Consider the following 18,504-nt stretch of genomic DNA (forward strand, 5'->3'; position numbering starts at 1 on the left):
TACGGCGAGGAGCACTTCGCCCGCTTCGCCGGCCTGTCCGACGTCGATCTCCTCATCACCGACAGCGGGCTCAGCCCCGAGGACACCGCGGCCATCGAGGCCGTGGGCACGGAAGTAGTACGTACATGATTCTCACCGTCACGCCGAACCCGTCGCTGGACCGGACCTACGAGGTCCCGGCCCTCGAGCGCGGCGAAGTGCTGCGGGCCACCGGCGAACGCATGGACCCCGGCGGCAAAGGCGTCAACGTCTCGCGGGCGGTCGCGGCCGCCGGGCACCGTACCGTCGCCGTACTGCCGCTCGGCGGAGCGCCCGGCGCGCTCGTCGCGCAGCTGCTCGCGGGCGAGGGGATCGAGGTCGCGCCGGTGGAGGTCGAGGGTGCGACGCGTTCCAACATCGCGCTGGCGGAGCCGGACGGCACTCTGACGAAGATCAACGCGCCGGGTCCGAGGCTGACGCCCGCGGAATCACGGTCCCTGCTGGCGGAGGTCTCCGCACACTCTTCTTCCGCGGCGTGGGTCGCCTGCTGCGGCAGCCTGCCGCGCGGCCTCGCCCCCTCCTGGTACGCCGAGCTGGTCGCCCTCGCCCATGAGTCGGGTGCGCGGATCGCCCTCGACACGTCCGGGCCGTCCCTGCTCGCCGCGCTCTCCGCCCGCCCCGATGTCGTCAAGCCGAACGCCGATGAGCTCGCCGAGGCGGTCGGCCGCCCGCTGGCCACGGTCGGCGACGCGGTGAAGGCCGCGGAGGAGCTTCGCTCGCTCGGTGCGGGAGCGGTACTGGCCAGCCTGGGCGCGGACGGTCAGCTGCTCGTCTCCGGCACGGGTGTCCTCTACGGCGCCGCATCGGTCGCCGCCCTACGGAGCAACGTCGGCGCCGGTGACGCGTCCCTGGCCGGCTTTCTGGCGGCGGGCGGCGAGGGCGTGCCCGCCCTGGTCGCCGCGGTCGCCCACGGCGCCGCCGCCGTGCAACTTCCGGGCAGCGTGATGCCCACGCCGTCCGACCTCGATCCCGCCGCGGTCCTGGTGACCGCGGACGTCCCCCTGGACCGCGCACTCATGGAACAAGGGAGCCCGCGATGAGCGACATGATCACCGCGGACCTGGTCGACCTCGACCTGGCCGCCGCGACGAAGGAAGAGGCGGCCCGTTCGCTCGCCGAGCGCATGGTCGCGCTCGGCCGCGTCACCGACCTCGACGGCTTTCTCGGCGACGTCGCCGCGCGCGAGGCCCAGATGCCGACGGGCCTGGACGGCGGGATCGGCATTCCCCACTGCCGCAGCGCGCATGTCTCCGAACCCACCCTGGCCTTCGGCCGCCCCTCCACCCCCGTCGACTTCGGCGCCCCTGACGGCCCCGCCGATCTCATCTTCCTGATAGCGGCGCCCGCCGGTGCCGACGACGCCCACCTCACGATCCTCTCCTCCCTCGCCCGTCGCCTGATGGACGCGGACTTCACCTCCGCCCTGCGCGCGACGGCTTCGACGACCACTGCCGCGGCGCTCGTCCGTGGCGACATCGAGCCGTCCGAGGCGGCGGCCACCGAGTCGGCGGAGGCGGCGGCAACGGCTGTGGCGGAGGCGGCGGCAACGGCGGCGGCCACCGCGGCCGTTGAGGGCGAGGTGCCGGCGGAGGAGGGGCCGGCGGAGGAGGCTCAGGAGGGTCCCGGGGGTCTCAGGGGGCCTGGGGGTTCCGGGGAGCCGGCGGGAGCGTCCGAACGGTTCCGGATCGTCGCCGTCACCTCCTGCCCCACCGGTATCGCCCACACCTTCATGGCCGCGGAAGCGCTGGAACGGGCCGGCCAGGAAGCCGGTGTCGAGGTCGCCGTCGAGACCCAGGGGTCCGCCGGATTCACCCGGCTCGACCCCGCCGTCATCGCGGGAGCGGACGGGGTGATCTTCGCGCACGACGTTCCCGTACGGGAGAGGGAACGGTTCGTCGGAAAGCCCGTCGTGGACGTCGGTGTGAAGGCCGGGATCAGCCGGGCCGGCGAGCTCATTGCCGAGGTACGGGACAAGGCCGCCCACCGGGACAAGGCCGCCCGTGGCGAGGCGACCGACGCCGTGGAGCCCAGCCCCGTCGAGCGCGGCGGTGAGCCCGGCGAGGGCTACGGCACCAAGCTCCGCAAGTGGCTGATGTCCGGCGTCAGTTACATGATCCCGTTCGTCGCCGCAGGCGGCTTGCTCATCGCCCTCGGCTTCGCCATCGGCGGCTACGAGATCGCGAGTGCCAAGTCCGTGGCCGACGTCTTCGTCTGGGGCGACCACACCAGCTGGGCCGCGCTGCTCTTCCAGATCGGCGGGCTCGCGTTCAGCTTCCTGATCCCGGTCCTCGCCGGATACATCGCGTACGGAATGGCCGACCGTCCCGGCCTCGTCCCGGGCTTCGTCGGCGGCGCGATCGCCATCACCATCAAGGCGGGCTTCCTCGGCGGACTGGCCGCCGGACTGCTCGCCGGCGCCGTCGTCCTCGCGATCCAGAAGGTCAAGGTGCCCGACGTCCTGCGCGGCATCATGCCGGTCGTCGTGATCCCGCTGGTCTCCTCGGTGGTCGTCGGCTTCCTGATGTTCCTGGTGATCGGCAAGCCGCTCGCCACCCTCCAACAGGCCCTCACCAACTGGCTGAACGGCCTCACCGGAGCCAACGCGATCATCCTCGGCGTCATCCTCGGCCTGATGATGTGCTTCGACCTGGGCGGCCCGCTCAACAAGGTCGCCTACACCTTCGCCGTCGGCGGCCTCGCCAACGCCACCGACGGCTCCCTCAAGGTCATGGCGGCCGTGATGGCCGCGGGCATGGTGCCGCCGCTGGCGATGGCGCTGGCGACGACCGTGCGCGGCAAGCTGTTCACCAAGGCCGAGCGTGAGAACGGCAAGGCTGCCTGGGTGCTGGGCGCTTCGTTCATCACGGAGGGCGCGATCCCGTTCGCCGCGGCCGATCCGCTGCGGGTCATCCCGTCGGTGATGGTGGGCGGCGCGGTCACCGGCGCCCTGTCGATGGCTTTCGACTGCACCCTGCGAGCCCCGCACGGCGGCATCTTCGTTGTCCCGCTGATCGGCAACCCGTTCCTCTACCTGGTCGCCATCCTCGCCGGCACCACGGTCAGCGCGGGTCTCGTCATCCTGCTGAAGGGCATGCGCAAGACGTCAGGGGCCGCTCAGTCCGCCCCTGCCGCGGCCGAGAAGCCCACGGTGGTCGCGGCGGTCTGAGGCGCGCCCGGGCCTGCGGCGGTCTGAGGCGTGCCCCGGGCCTGCGGCGGTCTGAGGCGCGCCCCGGGCCTGCGGCGGTGCGAGGCGCGCTTGGGCCCGCGGCGGTCCGAGTCCGCGGCCCGTGCGCCCGTCCGTCAGCGCACCCGCGCGCGAAGCTCCATCGCTTCGCGCGCGGTGCGTTCGTCGGCGTACACCTCGCACATGTGGCGGCCGTCGGGGGTGGCCGTGTGCTCCACCTCCCACAGGCTCAGCTCCGTGCCGTCGAGCAGCAGGAACGCGTGCTCGTAGAGCGTGAACCCCGCGTCCCGCCCGTCGACCAGGCACTGCCGGCCGAACGCCTGGCCGATGTGGTGCGCGAACGCCGCGCGCAGCAGCCGGGCTGTCACATCGCCCGGCCGGTCCGGGTTCTCGGCGCGGCGCAGCAGCCGGCGGGCGTGGTCCGGGGAGTCGTCGGGGACGTACCTGTGCGCGGGGGCGGCCGGAGGTGGGGCCAGCAGTCTGCCGAGCAGCTCCAGATCGGCGTCGAGACCGTCGTCGAAGCCGCTGCCGTCCGCCCCGTCCCGCCGCTCCTGACGCGCGGTGCGCAGCCGGGACGCGGCGAGCCGCGCCTCCGCCTCCTCCGTGTACAGCTCGTGCTGCCGGACACCGTCCCGTCCGGTGTTGTGCACCAGCTCCCAGAGGGTGAGGGTGGAGCCGTCGGCCAGCAGGTACGTATGCCGGTAGGTCGTGCGGTGCAGGGCCGCGCTGTGGTGCGAGGAGTGCAGTGAACTGGCATGCGTCAGCGCGGATTCGAGCCGGTCGACCATGGTGTCGGGAAGATCGAAGGAGTTCAGTGCCCGACCCAGGAGGCGCTCGAGGTGCGTCTCGGTTGTCTCGCACGGATCGTTCAAGATGGTTCTCCAGGCCGTTGCCATACGTCACTTGGTGACTGCTTAACGTAGTCCCTGGGTCGGACATCGCGTCCGGGGTTCGGGAAAACGAACGGCGCGGGCACAAAGTTTCCGCGGTTCCGCGCGCCCGCGCACGCCCTCACAACTCCCTTGCGCTGTCCGTCAGTCCGCACCCTGATTCGTGCCCTGGGCCTTGCCCTCCGCCGCCTTGTCCTGCGCCTTGTCCTGCGCTTTGTCCGTGCCGAGTCCGTACAGCTCGCCGTACGAGGGAAAGTCGCCGCCCGGCCCCGCCACGCTCCGTGCCGCGAGCACCGCGCGCACGATGGCCCGCGTCACGACGTCCGCGCCCGCCGCGAGGACGGCGTTGAGGGCGAGCGGATGGCTGTCGAGGGGGCGTGCGCAGGTGGCGAGGGCGAAGACGGTGTCGCCGTCATTGAGGAGATGCACCGGGCGCACGGCGCGCGCGATGCCGTCGTGCGCCGTCCCGGCGAGCTTCTGCGCCTGGGCGCGGGTCAGTTCGGCATCGGTGGCGACGACGGCGAGCGTGGTGTTCAGCGGTGGGCCGCCCAGCTCCGAGGCCTCGGCGAGCCGGTGCAGGGCCGCTGCGTGGACCTCGGGGGAGGGCGGAACCGGCCGCTCGCCCGTGAAGTGCTGCCCGTACAGCACGCCGGTGGCCGGGTCGACCGCCGAGCCCGCCGCATTGGCGACGACCAGCGCGGCGATCGTGGTCCCATCGGGCAGTACCGTGCTCGCCGTGCCGATCCCGCCCTTGATACGGCCCACCACCGCGCCCGTCCCGGCGCCGACGCTGCCCTCCTCGACCGGCGCGCCCGGCTCCGTACGCGCAGCCGCTTCCACGGCCGCGCGTCCGGTCGCCGCGTCCGGCCGGGCCCGCCAGTCGCCGCCGCGGCCCAGATCGAAGACACAGGCGGCCGGGACGACCGGCACGACCTGGCCCAGCTCGCGGCCCACCCGGACGCCGCGGCCCTGCTCCTCCAGCCACGCCATCACGCCGGACGCGGAGTCCAGGCCGAATGCGCTGCCGCCGGTCAGGACGACCGCCTCGACGCGCTGCACCAGATTGCGGGGGTCGAGCGCGTCGGTCTCCCGGGTGCCGGGGCCGCCTCCCCGTACGTCCACCGCGGCGACAGCCCCGCCCTCGGGTGCGAGGACGACGGTGGTGCCGCTGAGGGAGCCCTCCCCGGACAGGCGGGCGTGACCGACTCGGAGGCCGGCCACGTCGGTCAGTGCGTCGTTCGGTGCCTTGTCTGCCATGGACCCTGGGTATCACGCGTGCCGGGATGGCGAACCGGACCCGGACGAGTCCCGCCCGTGGCATCGATCACCCTGCCGAGAGGCCGGTGACGGCCGGTGGCCGGGGGCGGCTCGCGCGATGCGCCAGCGTTTCGCCGGCCGCGACGGTGGCCGCCGCGACCAGACCGGCCGCGAGCACCGCCCACTCGCCCGCGAAGGTGCAGGCCAGGATCGCCAGTGCGGAGACGGGCAGGGTCAGTTGCTGCAGGATGCCGTGCTTGAAGTGACGTGCGTGCAGCAGCCAGACGGTGAGCAGGAACGCCGCCGTGGGCAGGGTGACCGCGGCCGCCGCGGCCGTCACCGAGATCTGCGACTTGTGGATCGCCGTCTCGATCGCGACCTCCAGGCCCGCGCCGATGGCCGCGGCGGACGCGAAGATCACGTAGTGGCCGTAACCCCACAGGAACGCCTCCCTGTTGGAGGACAGCCGGGCATGGGCGGGGACGGCGAAGTAGATCCACCAGGCCGCGAACACGATCAGCAGCCCGCCGATCGCGATCGGCGCGAGAGCCCCCAGCTCGTCGCTCTCGTCGAGCGCCGAACGCACACCCACCGTGGCAGCGAGGATCGTCTCGCCGAGCACGATGATGGTGAACAGGCCGTAGCGCTCGGCGATGTGGTGGGCGTGCCAACTGGTGGCCAGCGAACGCTCGGCGATCGGCGGTACGGCCATCTCGGCGATCGCCATCACCAGGAACACCCACACCCGTACGTTCTCGGGGAGTACGACCAGCCCCAGCCAGCCGACCTGGCAGAGGGTGATCCCCACGGCGTACCGCAGCGCCGTCGCCCGCTCCGCGCCCCGCGTCGAGGCCGCGGCCCTCAGCCACTGTGTGACCAGCGCGAGCCGCATGACCACATAGCCGAGGAAGACGATCAGGAAGTCCTGGTCGAGGAAGGCGCGCGAGATCCCGGCCGCGAGGATCAGCACACCGGCGATCTGGATGAGCGTCACCACCCGGTACGGGACGTCGTCCGTGTCGTACGCGGAGGCGAACCAGGTGAAGTTCATCCAGGCCCACCAGATCGCGAAGAACACCATCAAGTAGCTGATCACGCCGTCCGCGACGTGGTCCTCGGCCACGGCGTGGACCAGCTGCATCCCTGCCTGCGACACGGCGACGACGAAGCAGAGGTCGAAGAAGAGTTCCAGCGGGGTCGCGGCGCGGTGCGCCTCGTCGCGGCGGCGTGCACGCATGGGGCGCATCGCCCCCGAGCCGCCGCCCGCGGCCGATGCGGATGCGGAAGTGGAGGTCATGCGTCCAGCACACCAGAGCGAGCGGAGCGGGGTGGCGAGACTCGCACTCTCGTCCGTCTTCATGGGCGTGTCCTGATGGGCCTGTCTTCATGCACCTGTCTTCATGCGCCGCGCTCCGAACGCCATCTGAGCGAAGTCCTCACCCCCCCCTGAGCATCAAAACAGGACCAACACCTACAAACCACCTAGCGTGGCGACGTGACCGAGCCACGACAGAGTCCGGAAGGACCGCCCACCGCACCGGGCGCACCCCCGGGGGCACCCGGCCGGCAGGAGACCTCCGGCCGACAGGAGACCCCCGGCGCCGTGCGCCGCCGCGCGTCGCTCGCCGGTGCCGCCGTCTCCGTACTGCTGATCATCGCGATCGTCTTCGGCAGCCGGCTCCTCACGGACTTCGACTCCGCCCTCCTCCCGTACGCCGTGGCCACGGTCTTCCTCGCCTTCGGCGTCACCTACCGCTACACGGTCTGGATCTCCTCTCCCGGTGCCCGCCGGCTCTTCCGGCAGGGATGGCGCAGCTTCTTCTCGGCCGCCAACTTCCGCAGGGCCCCCACCGCGCTGCCGAGGATGATCGCCACCTATCTCGGCTTCCAGAAGTTCCTCGGCGCCCGCTCCCACGCCCGCTGGGCGGCCCACCAGCTGATCTTCTGGGGCTGTGTCCTCGCCGCGCTGATCACCTTCCCGCTCTCCTGGGGCTGGTTCACCTTCACCTCGTCCACCGGCTCGGGCCCCGGCTACGAGATGCGGATCTGGGGGCTCAAGGTCCTCGGGTTCGACTCGCTCAGCTTCTTCGGCTGGGCCATGTTCCACGGCCTCGACCTCGCCGCCGTGCTCGTCATCGCCGGAGCCGCGTACTTCCTGTGGCGGCGGATGAAGGACCGCGGTGCGATCACCGGCCAGCGGTTCGCCTATGACCTGGTCCCGCTGATCGCCCTGATCGTGATCTCGGTGACCGGTCTCCTCCTCACCTTCTCCTCGATCTTCCTGCACGGCGGCGGCTACGAGTTCCTGGCGATCCTGCACATGGTGTCGGTGGTCTTCACCCTCATCTACCTGCCTTTCGGGAAGTTCTTCCACATCGTCCAGCGCCCGGCTGCCGTCGGTATGCAGCTGTTCAAATACACGGCCCGGCAGGACGAGCAGGTCTTCACCTGCCGCCGCTGCGGGGAGCCCATCGACACCACCCCCTACGTCGAGAACCTGCAGGGCACCATGCGCGATCTGAAGCTCGACTTCGACGACTGGGCCGAGTACTGCCCGCGCTGCAAGCGGGTGCTGCGCGGCAACGCCTACCTCACCCAAGTCAAGAAGGGCTTCAAGTGACACAGCAGCCCATCCCGCTCGACCCCTCCCTCGCCCCTCCCGGCACCCGTGACTTCCGGGACGCCGGGGGCATCCCCGCCGACCAGTGGCGCGCCGGCCAGACCGGCGAGACGCTCGTCCCCACCCATTGCTGCTTCTGCGGCGTCCAGTGCGGCATGTATCTGCGCGTCAACCGCAGCGGCAAGGTCTTCGGCGTCGAACCCCGCAATCACGACATCAACCGGATGCGTCTGTGCCCCAAGGGCATCAACGCGTACCAACAGGTCAACCACCCGGACCGGCTCACCGCTCCGCTGCTCAGGCGGTCCCGCGACGAACCGTTCCGGGAGGCCTCCTGGGAGGAGGCCCTCGACTTCACCGCCGCCGAGATCCAGCGCATCCAGGCCGCGTACGGCAACGACGCCGTCGGGGTGCTGGGGGGCGCGAGCCTCTACACCGAGAAGACATATCTCGTCGGCAAGTTCGCCCGGGTGGCCGTCAAGACCAGACACGTCGACTACAACGGCCGGCTGTGCATGGTCAGCGCCGCCGGGGCCAACAAGCTCGCCTTCGGCATCGACCGGGCCGGCAACCCCTTCGCCGACATCCTCCGGACCGACTGCCTCCTCATCGCGGGCTCCAACGTGGGCGAGTGCTTTCCTGTGATGACGCAGTACCTGTGGGGAGCGCGGGACCGCGGCGCCAGTCTGATCGTCGTCGACCCGCGTGAGACCGCCATCGCCCGCACCGCCGACATCCACGTCGCCATCAAACCCGGCACCGACTCGGCGTTCTTCAACTCCGTCCTCCACGTCGTGATCCGTGAGGAACTCGACGACGAAGGCTTCATCACCGCCCATGCCACCGGCTGGGAAGAGGTCCGCGAGAAAGTGGCCGAGTATCCCCCCGAGCGGGCCGCGGAGATCTGCGGCATCCCGGAGCGGCAGATCGTCCAGGTCGCCCGTGTGTTCGCCCGCGCCCCCAGGGCCATGGCCTGGCACGCCCGCGGCATCGAGCACCACTCGCAGGGCGTCGAGAACTGTCTCTCCGTCATCAATCTCTGCGTCGCCACCGGCAATATCGGCAAGCCCGGAGCCGGATACGGCACCATCACCGGCCAGGGCAACGGCCAGGGGGGCCGCGAACACGGCCAGAAGTCCGACCTCCTCCCCGGTGGCCGCTCGATCACGAACGATGAGCACCGGCGGCAGATCTGCGAGATCTGGGGGATCGACGAGTCCGAACTCCCGCCCGCCGGCACCTCGATGATGGAAATGATCTGGCAGATGCAGCGCCGCGAGATCCGCGGCCTGATCGGCATCTGCAACAACCCTTTTGTCTCCCTCCCCAACTACCGCGTGGTCAAGGAGGGGTACGACGCCACTGAATTCCACGTCCAATCCGACTTCTTCCTTTCCGAGACCGCGGCCAACGCCCATGTCGTCCTCCCCGTCACGACCTGGGCCGAGGACGAAGGCGTCATGGCCAACGCCGAGGCCCGTGTCATCAAGCACAACAAGGCCCAGGACCCGCCCCCCGGCGTACGGACCGACACCTGGGTCATGTGCCAGCTCGCCCAGCGCCTGGGTGCCGGCGACAAATTCGCCTTCGCGGGATCGCGCGAGGTGTTCGAGGAGCTGCGGATCGCGTCCGCCGGAACGGTCAACGACTACTACGGCATCACCTACGAACGCCTGGAGGAGACCGGCGGCATCGCCTGGCCGTGCCCCTCCACCGACCACCCGGGCACCCCCCGCCTCTTCGAGGACGGGAAGACCTACCACCCCGACGGCAAGATCCATATGCAGGTCGTCGAATGGCACCCGCCGATGGACCCGTACGACGACGAGCACCCCATGACGCTCACCACCGGACGGACCGTCGCCCACTTCCTCTCCGGCAACCAGACCCGCAGGCTCGGCGCCCTCGTCGAGCAGACCCCGCGCCCCTGGGCCGAGATCCACCCCTCCCACGGCTTCCGCTCCGGCGACCCGGTCCGCGTCGTCACCCGCCGCGGCAGCGCGGTCTTCCCCGCCCTGGTCACCGAGGCCATCCGCCCCGACACCGTCTTCGTCCCGTACCACTGGCCGGTCCCCACCGCGGCCAACGCGCTCACCATCGACGCCCTCGACCCCCGTTCCAAGATCCCCGAGTACAAGGTCTGCGCCTGCCGTATCGAGCGCGCCGAGCAGATCGACGAAGTACCCGAACCCCCGACCGCACCCGGCCACCGTGCGTACCCGGAGGTCCAGGTGTCCCGCACCGACCCCCTGCCGCCCACCGCCCCGCAGGGCCGCGGCACCGCGGAGAGGAGCTGACGAGAGCCATGATGGGCAGAACGATCTTCATCGACCCGGGGCGCTGCATCGGTTGCCAGGCCTGTGTCTCCGCGTGCCGTGAATGCGACTCGCACCGCGGCAAATCGATGATCCATCTCGACTACCCCGACGAGGGTCATTCCGTCGCCTCCCTTCCCACGGTGTGTATGCACTGCGAGGACCCGGTCGCCCCCTGTGCCGAGGTCTGTCCCGCCGACGCGATCCTGGTCACCGCGGACGGCGTGGTGCAGCAGGCCGACACCACCCGCTGCATCGGCTGCGCCAACTGCGTCAACGCCTGCCCCTTCGGTGTCCCGAAGATCGACCTCAAGGCGAAGCTGCAGATGAAGTGCAACCTCTGCTACGACCGCACCGCCTACGGCCTAGCCCCCATGTGCGCCACCGTCTGTCCCACCGGCGCCCTCTTCTACGGCACCCTCGAGGAGCTCCAGGCCGAACGCCCCGGCGTCCAGGTCGCCGACTCCTTCACCTTCGGGGGTACGACCGTCAGCACCGGGGTCGCCATGGTCGTACCCGTCGACAAGGTCCAGTGGCCCGTCCCCGGCGGGCTGCCCGTGGTGGAGGTGAACGGGGTGGACGTCCGATGAGCGTCACCGAACAGCCGCCGGCCGGCGAGCCCGCAGCTACGGACGCCGCCCAGGAGGCGCTCCAGGACCGGATCGCCGCGGACTCCCTCACCACTCGCCGCGACTACCTCCGCATCGTCGCCACGGTCTCCGGCGGCCTGGCCGTGGGCGGTATCGGTGTCGCCGCCGGTGTACTGCACCGACACGGCGACAGCGAGGGAACGCCCGACCCCAAGAGGATCGCCGACCAGTTGCTGCCCGGGGAGTCGGTCGCCTTCCGCTACCCCGGTCCCGAGGACCGGGCCCTCGCCGTACGGCTCGGGGACGGCAACCTCGTCGGCTACTCGGCGGTCTGCACCCACCTGGCCTGTGCCGTGCTCTGGCGCGCGGACCGGGGGAGCGAGGGCGAGCTGTACTGCCCGTGCCACGAAGGGATCTTCGATGTCCGTACCGGAGAGGTCACCGCGGGTCCACCACCGAGGGCCCTGCCCAAGGTGATCGTCATCGAGGAGGTGGACGGCAGCGTCTGGGCGGTCGGCACCACCCGCTCCGGCGAGACCCTCCAGGAAGGCCTGTGCCGGCAACTGCTCAAGGACCGCCCGGACATGGCGGCCAGGCTCGGCTGTCCGGGCGCGGTTCCCGGCGCCGCGGAGAGGGCCACCCACACATGACCACTCCTGAGCAGCCGCCCGGCAGCCCCGCGCCGCCACCGCGGCCCCCTTACCGTCCCGGCAGTGCCCAGCCTCGGCTGAACAGGCCCGTCCACGAGCGCTATCCGCAGATCCGCCCCACCAGTGGCTACGGCGACCCGCGGATCCGGCACACCGGACCGGGCCCCGGGGCCGGATCCGAGCAGGAACCCGAACGCTCGTCGAAGCTCACCGCACGCCTGGCCCTGGTCCTCTCCGTCGTCGTCGGCCAGCTCTGGGGGCTGACCGTCATCGTCGACGAGTGGATGAAGGGGGACACCGGCACCGCCTGGTGGGGTGCTGGGTTCCTCGTGCTGTCGTTCCTGGTGGTCCTCGGCCTCTGGCTGGTCGATCCGCAGGACCGGTGAGCCCTGCTGCCCCCGGCGTAGTCTTGACGCATGAGCACCGCCCCCACCCCCGGACCGCGCGATGCGGAGGAGCCCCGGCAGCAGCCGTTTCCTACGCCGGCGCTGATCTTCGACGATCCGCTGGACCAACAGTCCTCGGACGATACGGACCGCGGGTGGGGCGAGCGGCCTCCGAGCAGCGGCGGAAGCGCCGCCGATCTCGCGCGCTTCCTCGACGAGAAGCCGCCGCACCACCTCTGACTCCGGCCGAGCCTCTGACTCCGGCCGAGCCTCTGACTCCGGCCGGGCCTCTGACTCCGACCGCCCGCCCGTGAGGCCAGGGCGCGCCGCAGCCCGAATCCTGCCCGCTCTCGCGCTCGCGTGCGTGTCAGCACAGCGTCACCGCCAGACGGGACGTCGCTCCCGCGCCGGCCAGTGCTGCCGCGACGGGGCGGGGGACCGACAGCACAATCAACGCACCTCCGCCAGGGAAAGCCTCGCCGTCGGCGAAAGCCTCGCCGTCCGGGACAGCCTCGCTGCCGGGATCTGTGAAGGTCGTGCCGTCCGGGGAAGCCTTTCCGTCCGGGGAAGCCTTTCCGTCCGCGGGAGCCGCGTCGTCCGGCAAGGTCTCGTGGTCCGGAGAACCCCTGCGGGCCCCGGGAACTTCTGCCACCCGGGCGCCCGTCGCGACGATGTGCGCGTCGGAGCCCGCGCCCACCGGGGAGTTGGCGGCCGCGATCACGTCCACACGGTCGCCCGGCTCCAGCAGCCGGACGGTCTCCGCGTCCGCGATACGAACCGGCGCGGACACGATGTCCACCGGCCGCGATGCGTGCCGGGGCAGCGCGCCCGGCTCATCCCGCGCCCCCGCGTCGACCGGGGCGCGCGGCCCCCATGCGGCCAGCGCCGCAGCCGTCACGGCCAGCCCGGCCGCCAGTGCGCGCCGCCTGCGCCGCATCACGCGCCGCAGCCTCATCCGCTGCCAGTGGCGCCCGCCCCGCACCCTCAGCGGGGCGAACGCGGCCACCCCGCGCGGCTCCGGGGCCGGCGCCGCGGGAAGGGCCATCGGCCCAGAACGTGCATGTCCGCAGGAAGAGAGCGTCGACATCGTCGTGACCGCCTGTCGTGAGTCGTGGGAGTCGTAGGACACGTAGGTGGCGCAGGTGTCGTGCGAGCGGCGCGAGCCGCAATTGGCTCCCACCGAACGCCCGCACGCACCGAGCGCACCGCACGCACCTCACGATCCCCGCTCACGCGCCGCCCCGCTGGGCCCTGTGGACAGCCCCCGGCCTGTGGACAACTGGCTCACTCTGAAGGGTGGCCAGCACCGTCAGCCGATGCCTCGTCCCCGCCGCGGCATCCCGAAACGGCATCCCGAAACGGCATCCGGATGCCGCATCCCGCTGGGCATCCCCACAGCAACTCCGATAGGTCAGCCCGATACGGCATCCCCGCTACGTCGTCCCCGCCGCGGCATCTTCACTGCGGCATCTCGGCTACGGCAGCGTTATCCCCGTCTTCAGCCCGTTCAGCGCGCTCCTGCACAGGCAGTCGCGCTCCCCGTTCGCCGGCAGCCCGGCCACCGTGTCGAAGAGGACGTCCCGCAGTCGGTCGACATTTGCGGCGAAGACCTTCAGGACCTCTTCGTGGGAGACGCCCTGACCCGTCTCGGCCCCCGCGTCGAGGTCCGTCACCAGCGTCATCGACGTGTAGCAGAGCTCCAGCTCACGGGCGAGCGCGGCTTCGGGGTGCCCGGTCATCCCGACCACGGACCAGCCCATCGCCGCGTGCCAGCGCGACTCGGCGCGGGTCCCGAAGCGCGGGCCCTCGACCACGACCAGCGTCCCGCCGTCGACCGGCTCCCAGTCCCGCCCGCGCGCCGCAGCCAGCGCCGCCGAGCGCCCCGACGGGCAGTACGGGTCGGCCAGCGACACATGGACGACCTTCGGCACCTCCCCGTTCGCCAGCGGCTCACCGTCGTAGAACGTGTCGGCGCGGGCCTTCGTACGGTCCACCAGCTGGTCCGGGACGAGCAGGGTGCCCGGCCCGTACTCCGCACGCAGCCCGCCCACCGCGCACGGCCCCAGCACCTGCTGCACACCGACGGACCGCAGGGCCCACAGATTGGCGCGGTAGTTGATGCGGCTCGGAGGGAGGCGGTGATCACGTCCGTGCCGGGGGAGGAACGCGACCCGGCGGCCGGCGATCTCGCCGAAGAACAGGGAATCGCTCGGGCTGCCGTACGGCGTGGGTACCTCGACCTCGGTCACGTTCTTCAGGAACGAGTAGAAACCCGAGCCGCCGATCACACCGATCTCCGCGCGCTGCGCGCTCTCTGCGTTGGCCATGGCGATCACAGTAGCCGCGCGCGAACTGGCGCCGGAATACGCCCAGGGGCCCCGGCGTCCGAAGACGGTGGGGCCCCTGGCAAGCGAGGATCAGGCAGCCGTCGTACCGCTGCTGGAGGAGCTGGAGGAGCTCGACGCCGCCGGCTTCGAGTCCGACGAAGACGACTTCGTGCTCGCGGACGACGCCGACGACGAGGACGAGGACGAAGTCGACGACCCGGCGGACGAGGACGACGACGGCGTGCTGCTCGACGACGCACCGCGGCTGTCGTTCCGGTAGAAGCCGGAGCCCTTGAAGACAATGCCGACGGCCGAGAACACCTTCTTGAGGCGTCCCTGGCAGTTCGGGCATACGGTCAGGGCATCGTCGGTGAACTTCTGCACCGCCTCGAGGCCCTCGCCGCACTCGGTGCACTGGTACTGGTAGGTCGGCACTTGTCTTCCTCCTGGCACTCTCACTCGATGAGTGCTAACAGTTATCCATTTTAGCCCGTGATTACAGGTGGCCGGAGTAACATTCGTCACCTGTCTGCGGGCAGCGGTCAGGGCTTGGCCGTCATGAGGATCTACGGACCCGAGTGAGAAGCCGCCAAGATATGGCGGAGGAGTCACAGTGACGTATTCCGCCATACGGATACGACGTCACATCTCACCTACCGCGACGCGATCGCGGTAGACCGCGCCGCGCGCGACCGTGAGGGTCGCGCGCGGAGGCGCGAGCCGCGACCGCAGGGCCAGCAGAGTGACCAGAGCCAGCGCGGTGCCCACCAGCGGCACCAGGAATCCGGTGCTCGCGCCGTGTGCGTCGGCCAGTCGTCCGGCGACCGTCACCGCACCGGCCTGGCCCAGCGCCACGGCGCCGGTCAGCCAGGTGAAGGCCTCGGTACGGGCCGACGCCGGCACCAGCGGCTCGACCAGCGTGAAGCCGCTGATCAGCGCGGGCGCGATGCACACGCCCACGACCAGACCCAGTGCGCCGAGCAGTACCACGGAGTGTGCCGCCCACAGCAGGGACGCGGCGACCGTCAGGCCCGCGTAGCCGAGCACCAGGCGACGGCGGGGACCGGACTTCCAGGCGATGGCGCCGACGGCGATGCCCGCCAGCATGTTGCCGGCCGCGAAGAGTCCGTACAGCAGTCCGTTCATTCCGGGCTGCCCGATCTCCTCCGCGAACGCGGTCAGCGAGACCTGCATGCCGCCGAAGACCGAGCCGATGCCCAGGAAGGCCACGGCCAGGACCCGTACACCGGGCACGGAGAGCGCGGAGGCGTGTTCCGTGCGCTCATGAGCAGCCGGACGTCCGTACGCGGGCTGCGTGCGGCGCTGGGCCGCGAACAGCAGACCGCCGGCCAGCGTGAGCCCGGCCTCGGCGATCAGACCGGCGGCCGGGTGGACGCCGGTGCACAGGGCGGTGGCCAGGACCGGCCCGACCACGAAGGTGAACTCGTCGGTCACGGACTCGAAGGCCGCGGCCGTCGGCATCAGCGGCGAGCCCCCGAGCCTCGCCGCCCAGCGGGCCCGCACCATGGGGCCGATCTGCGGGACGGAGGCACCGGTCGGCACGGCCGCGGCAAAGAGCGCCCACAGGGGAGCGTCCGCGAGCGCCAGCGCGGTCAGCACGCTCACGGAAGCGGCGTGCACGAGGACGCCGGGGATCAGGACGGCCCGCTGGCCGAAGCGGTCGGCGAGCTTTCCGCTCTGGGGGGCGAAGAGCGCCATGGAGACACCGGTGACGGCGGCGACGGCGCCGGCGCTCCCGTACGAACCGGTGGTGTGCTGCACGAGCAGGACGATGCCGATGGTGAGCATCGCGAACGGCTGCCGGGCAGCGAATCCGGGAAGCAGGAACGTCCAGGCTCCAGGGGTGCGGAGCAGTTGTCCGTAGCCAGGGCGCCGGCCGGATGCGCCGGAGCCGGACGTGCGGGAGCCGGACGTGCGGGAGCCGGACGCCCCGGAGTTGGAGGTGCCGAAGCCGGGCGTGTCAGAAGACGTGCCAGAAGCGACCGTGGACGCCACGGTCCTTGCCTTTCTGCCGCCTGGTAGCGCTCCCCTGGGTGTCGGGAGCCGCCGAGAGCTGTCCTCTTGCGCGGAACTGCGGTAGATACCGGGACCCACTGAGGGGGGACACTCGGCCGCCATACGGTCGCGCCAGCTCTGCGTCAGGCAGAGTTGGTCGATCAGTGTGCCTTGATGGTACAGGGGTGGAGCAGGGCCCGCCTGTGAAATTGCCGACGCATCCAGATCTGTACCTGCGATTAACCGGAGGTTCGCTTCGCGTGGCGTCCGGAGCCGTGGAGCCCGGAGCCGTGGAGCCGTGGAGTCCCGGAGTCTCAGGAGCCCCTGGTCCTTCCAAGTCCCCTCCAGGTCCGTCCGGGTCCGTCCAGGTCCGTCCTCCGTCCAGGTCCGTCCCCCGTCCAGGTCCCACCAGGTCCGTCCGGAACTCAGGAGTCGTGTTCCCTCAGGAGCGCTGATCCCCCAGGCGCCTCAGATGCCCCTGGTTCCTCCAGCGCTCCTGGAGCCCCCGGTCCTCCTCGTCCCCCCGGTCCCGAGCCACCCCGCAAGCTTTCCGCCCTGGCCCACCGCCCGCAGCCGCGCCTCGGCCGCGTCCCGTACCGGATCCGTCGCCACCACCAGCAGCTCGTCGCCGCGCCGCAGCACGGTCGAGGGCAGCGGCACGAAGCTCTTGCCCTCGCGTACGACGAGCGTGACCGCGGCCCCGGCGGGCAGCCGCAGCTCCCCGACCTCCACGCCGTGCATCCGGGACCCGTCCGGGATCGCGACCGACAGCAGGTGTCCGCGCAGCCGCTCCAACGGGGCCGACTCGATGCCCAGGTCCGCAGCCTCGGGGCCCTCGCCGAGCCGTAGCGCCTTCGCCACCCAGGGCAGCGTCGGCCCCTGTACCAGCGTGTAGACGACGACCAGCACGAAGACGATGTTGAAGATCCGCTCGCTGCCCTGGATGTGCGGCACCAGGGGAATGGTCGCCAGGATGATGGGTACGGCGCCGCGCAGCCCCGCCCACGACATCAGCACCTGTTCCTGCCAGGGCATACGGAACGGCAGCAGGCTGACGACGACCGACAGCGGCCGCGCCACCATCGTCAGCACCAGCCCGATGATCACCGCCGGCCAGAAGTCGCGCACCAGCTCGCTCGGGGTCACCAGCAGGCCCAGCAGCACGAACATGCCGATCTGGGCGATCCAGCCGAGACCGTCCGCGAATCCACGGGTGGCCGGCCAGTGCGGAAGCTTGGCGTTCCCGAGCACCATGGCGGCGAGGTAGACCGCGAGGAAGCCGCTGCCATGGGCGATGGCGCCGGCCGCGTACGCCGTCACGGCGATCGCCATGACCGCGATCGGATACAGACCCGAGGCGGGCAGTGCCACATGGCGCAGCCCGAACGAGCCGAGCCAGCCGACCGCGAGTCCGATGGCCGCGCCGATCGCGAGCTCCAGGGTGATCTTGCCGACGAGGACGTACCAATCGCCCACCGGACCGGCTGTCGAGAACGCGACAACCAGGATGACGACCGGGGCGTCGTTGAAGCCCGACTCGGCCTCGAGCACGCCTGTGATGCGGGAGGGCAGCGGCACCTTCCGCAGGACGGAGAAGACCGCGGCGGCGTCCGTCGAGGAGACGACCGCGCCGATGATGAGCGCCGGCCGCCAGTCCAGTCCGACCAGATAGTGAGCTCCTGCCGCGGTGATGCCCACGCTCACGGCGATGCCGACGGTCGACAGTGCGACCGCCGCGGGCAGCGCCGGTTTGATCTCCTTCCACTTGGTGCCCAGGCCACCTTCGGCCAGGATCACCACAAGTGAGGCATAGCCGATCACCTGTGTAAGTCCGGCATTGTCGAACTTGACGTGGAAAATGCCGTCCTGCCCGATGACGATCCCGATGCCCAGATAGAGCAGCAGGCTCGGGAGCCCGCTTCGCGAGGAGACGCGCACCGCCGCGACGGCGATGAGCAGGACGAGCGAGCAGATGAGCAGGAGTTCATTGAGCTGGTGGACAGTCAGCGGCCGATCCTTCCCCTCGCATTTGCTGCCGGACGGTTCCTCCGGCACGCGACACTTCGTTACCTTACCTAATCTTTAACGACTTCTTTACGTTGACTCGATTTGGTCGATCTTCAGTTCGAGTGGCGGTTGTCGGTATCGCGTTACTGATACCGCGTCCGGACGCGTTGAGCGCTGCGCCTATGGTTGCTCCAGCACTCCCAGGACCACCCTGCCCCTCGAA

The 18,504-nt window shown here is 70.9% G+C and carries 16 protein-coding genes and 1 pseudogene; 9 read left to right on the plus strand and 8 right to left on the minus strand.

Annotated elements, in window-relative coordinates; all coding sequences use genetic code 11:
• From ACWGI8_RS08040 to ACWGI8_RS08050, 3 genes and pseudogenes are all read left to right on the plus strand, one after another.
• Positions 1 to 129: pseudogene (locus tag ACWGI8_RS08040) on the plus strand (D-beta-D-heptose 1-phosphate adenosyltransferase); the annotation flags it as partial.
• Positions 126 to 1,079, plus strand: a complete 954-nt coding sequence (gene pfkB, locus ACWGI8_RS08045; protein WP_453659274.1) for a 1-phosphofructokinase — start codon at positions 126 to 128, stop codon at positions 1,077 to 1,079. The pseudogene ACWGI8_RS08040 and the gene pfkB, both read left to right, overlap by 4 nt.
• On the plus strand, positions 1,076 to 3,205 hold the full coding sequence (locus ACWGI8_RS08050; protein WP_453659275.1) for a PTS fructose transporter subunit IIABC: 2,130 nt from the start codon (positions 1,076 to 1,078) through the stop codon (positions 3,203 to 3,205). The genes pfkB and ACWGI8_RS08050 overlap by 4 nt, the downstream gene beginning before the upstream one ends.
• A gap of 134 nt (positions 3,206 to 3,339) precedes the next feature.
• Here the strand turns inward: ACWGI8_RS08050 and ACWGI8_RS08055 are convergent, their stop codons facing one another.
• From ACWGI8_RS08055 to ACWGI8_RS08065, 3 genes are all read right to left on the minus strand, one after another.
• Positions 3,340 to 4,095 (minus strand): DUF6227 family protein, encoded by a 756-nt coding sequence (locus ACWGI8_RS08055; protein WP_453659276.1) that lies wholly within the window; start codon positions 4,093 to 4,095, stop codon positions 3,340 to 3,342.
• Between the two features lie 162 nt (positions 4,096 to 4,257).
• A complete protein-coding gene (locus ACWGI8_RS08060) occupies positions 4,258 to 5,370 on the minus strand; it encodes a P1 family peptidase (RefSeq protein WP_453659277.1) in 1,113 nt (370 codons plus the stop codon).
• Positions 5,371 to 5,437: 67 nt separating this feature from the next.
• Positions 5,438 to 6,667, minus strand: a complete 1,230-nt coding sequence (locus ACWGI8_RS08065; RefSeq protein ID WP_453659278.1) for a low temperature requirement protein A — start codon at positions 6,665 to 6,667, stop codon at positions 5,438 to 5,440.
• A gap of 198 nt (positions 6,668 to 6,865) precedes the next feature.
• On the opposite strand from ACWGI8_RS08065, the gene ACWGI8_RS08070 reads away from it, so the two are divergent.
• Genes ACWGI8_RS08070 through ACWGI8_RS08095 form a run of 6 tightly spaced genes read left to right on the plus strand, consistent with a single transcriptional unit; the run spans position 6,866 to position 12,171 of the window.
• A complete protein-coding gene (locus tag ACWGI8_RS08070) occupies positions 6,866 to 7,990 on the plus strand; it encodes an MFS transporter (protein ID WP_453659279.1) in 1,125 nt (374 codons plus the stop codon).
• The gene (locus tag ACWGI8_RS08075; RefSeq protein ID WP_453659280.1) at positions 7,987 to 10,287 is read left to right on the plus strand and encodes a molybdopterin oxidoreductase family protein; all 2,301 of its coding nucleotides are present in this window, start codon (positions 7,987 to 7,989) and stop codon (positions 10,285 to 10,287) included. Before ACWGI8_RS08070 ends, ACWGI8_RS08075 begins: the two co-directional genes overlap by 4 nt.
• Positions 10,288 to 10,295: 8 nt before the next feature.
• Positions 10,296 to 10,895 carry a 4Fe-4S dicluster domain-containing protein gene (locus ACWGI8_RS08080; RefSeq protein ID WP_453659281.1) on the plus strand — a complete coding sequence of 200 codons (600 nt, stop codon included), beginning with the start codon at positions 10,296 to 10,298 and terminating at the stop codon, positions 10,893 to 10,895.
• Complete coding sequence (locus ACWGI8_RS08085) at positions 10,892 to 11,545, plus strand: QcrA and Rieske domain-containing protein (RefSeq protein ID WP_453659282.1); 654 nt, start codon at positions 10,892 to 10,894, stop codon at positions 11,543 to 11,545. The genes ACWGI8_RS08080 and ACWGI8_RS08085 overlap by 4 nt, the downstream gene beginning before the upstream one ends.
• The gene (locus ACWGI8_RS08090; protein WP_453659283.1) at positions 11,542 to 11,931 is read left to right on the plus strand and encodes a hypothetical protein; all 390 of its coding nucleotides are present in this window, start codon (positions 11,542 to 11,544) and stop codon (positions 11,929 to 11,931) included. Before ACWGI8_RS08085 ends, ACWGI8_RS08090 begins: the two co-directional genes overlap by 4 nt.
• A 30-nt stretch (positions 11,932 to 11,961) precedes the next feature.
• Positions 11,962 to 12,171, plus strand: a complete 210-nt coding sequence (locus tag ACWGI8_RS08095) for a hypothetical protein (protein WP_453659284.1) — start codon at positions 11,962 to 11,964, stop codon at positions 12,169 to 12,171.
• A 127-nt stretch (positions 12,172 to 12,298) separates the two neighbouring features.
• Here ACWGI8_RS08095 and ACWGI8_RS08100 read toward each other — a convergent pair whose 3' ends face one another.
• From ACWGI8_RS08100 to ACWGI8_RS08120, 5 genes are all read right to left on the minus strand, one after another.
• Entirely contained in the window at positions 12,299 to 12,976 is a 678-nt protein-coding gene (locus ACWGI8_RS08100) for a hypothetical protein (protein ID WP_453659285.1), read from the minus strand.
• Positions 12,977 to 13,406: 430 nt separating this feature from the next.
• Positions 13,407 to 14,258, minus strand: a complete 852-nt coding sequence (locus ACWGI8_RS08105) for an S-methyl-5'-thioadenosine phosphorylase (RefSeq protein ID WP_453659286.1) — start codon at positions 14,256 to 14,258, stop codon at positions 13,407 to 13,409.
• A gap of 90 nt (positions 14,259 to 14,348) precedes the next feature.
• Positions 14,349 to 14,693 (minus strand): FmdB family zinc ribbon protein, encoded by a 345-nt coding sequence (locus ACWGI8_RS08110; RefSeq protein WP_453659287.1) that lies wholly within the window; start codon positions 14,691 to 14,693, stop codon positions 14,349 to 14,351.
• Positions 14,694 to 14,900: 207 nt separating this feature from the next.
• Positions 14,901 to 16,133 (minus strand): MFS transporter, encoded by a 1,233-nt coding sequence (locus ACWGI8_RS08115; protein ID WP_453659300.1) that lies wholly within the window; start codon positions 16,131 to 16,133, stop codon positions 14,901 to 14,903.
• A gap of 609 nt (positions 16,134 to 16,742) precedes the next feature.
• Positions 16,743 to 18,329 (minus strand): potassium/proton antiporter, encoded by a 1,587-nt coding sequence (locus ACWGI8_RS08120; protein WP_453659288.1) that lies wholly within the window; start codon positions 18,327 to 18,329, stop codon positions 16,743 to 16,745.
• Between the last annotated feature and the right edge of the window lie 175 nt (positions 18,330 to 18,504).

The sequence above is a fragment of the Streptomyces sp. NPDC054841 genome, assembly GCF_053611045.1.

What these genes read in the sequence shown, in the direction of transcription:
- ACWGI8_RS08060 (WP_453659277.1), bottom strand. Translation starts at nt 5,370, where the DNA reads ATGGCAGACAAGGCACCGAACGACGCACTGACCGACGTGGCCGGCCTC.
- ACWGI8_RS08100 (WP_453659285.1), bottom strand. Translation starts at nt 12,976, where the DNA reads ATGGCCCTTCCCGCGGCGCCGGCCCCGGAGCCGCGCGGGGTGGCCGCG.
- ACWGI8_RS08050 (WP_453659275.1), top strand. Translation starts at nt 1,076, where the DNA reads ATGAGCGACATGATCACCGCGGACCTGGTCGACCTCGACCTGGCCGCC.
- ACWGI8_RS08080 (WP_453659281.1), top strand. Translation starts at nt 10,296, where the DNA reads ATGATGGGCAGAACGATCTTCATCGACCCGGGGCGCTGCATCGGTTGC.
- ACWGI8_RS08085 (WP_453659282.1), top strand. Translation starts at nt 10,892, where the DNA reads ATGAGCGTCACCGAACAGCCGCCGGCCGGCGAGCCCGCAGCTACGGAC.
- ACWGI8_RS08065 (WP_453659278.1), bottom strand. Translation starts at nt 6,667, where the DNA reads ATGACCTCCACTTCCGCATCCGCATCGGCCGCGGGCGGCGGCTCGGGG.
- pfkB (WP_453659274.1), top strand. Translation starts at nt 126, where the DNA reads ATGATTCTCACCGTCACGCCGAACCCGTCGCTGGACCGGACCTACGAG.
- ACWGI8_RS08105 (WP_453659286.1), bottom strand. Translation starts at nt 14,258, where the DNA reads ATGGCCAACGCAGAGAGCGCGCAGCGCGCGGAGATCGGTGTGATCGGC.
- ACWGI8_RS08090 (WP_453659283.1), top strand. Translation starts at nt 11,542, where the DNA reads ATGACCACTCCTGAGCAGCCGCCCGGCAGCCCCGCGCCGCCACCGCGG.
- ACWGI8_RS08095 (WP_453659284.1), top strand. Translation starts at nt 11,962, where the DNA reads ATGAGCACCGCCCCCACCCCCGGACCGCGCGATGCGGAGGAGCCCCGG.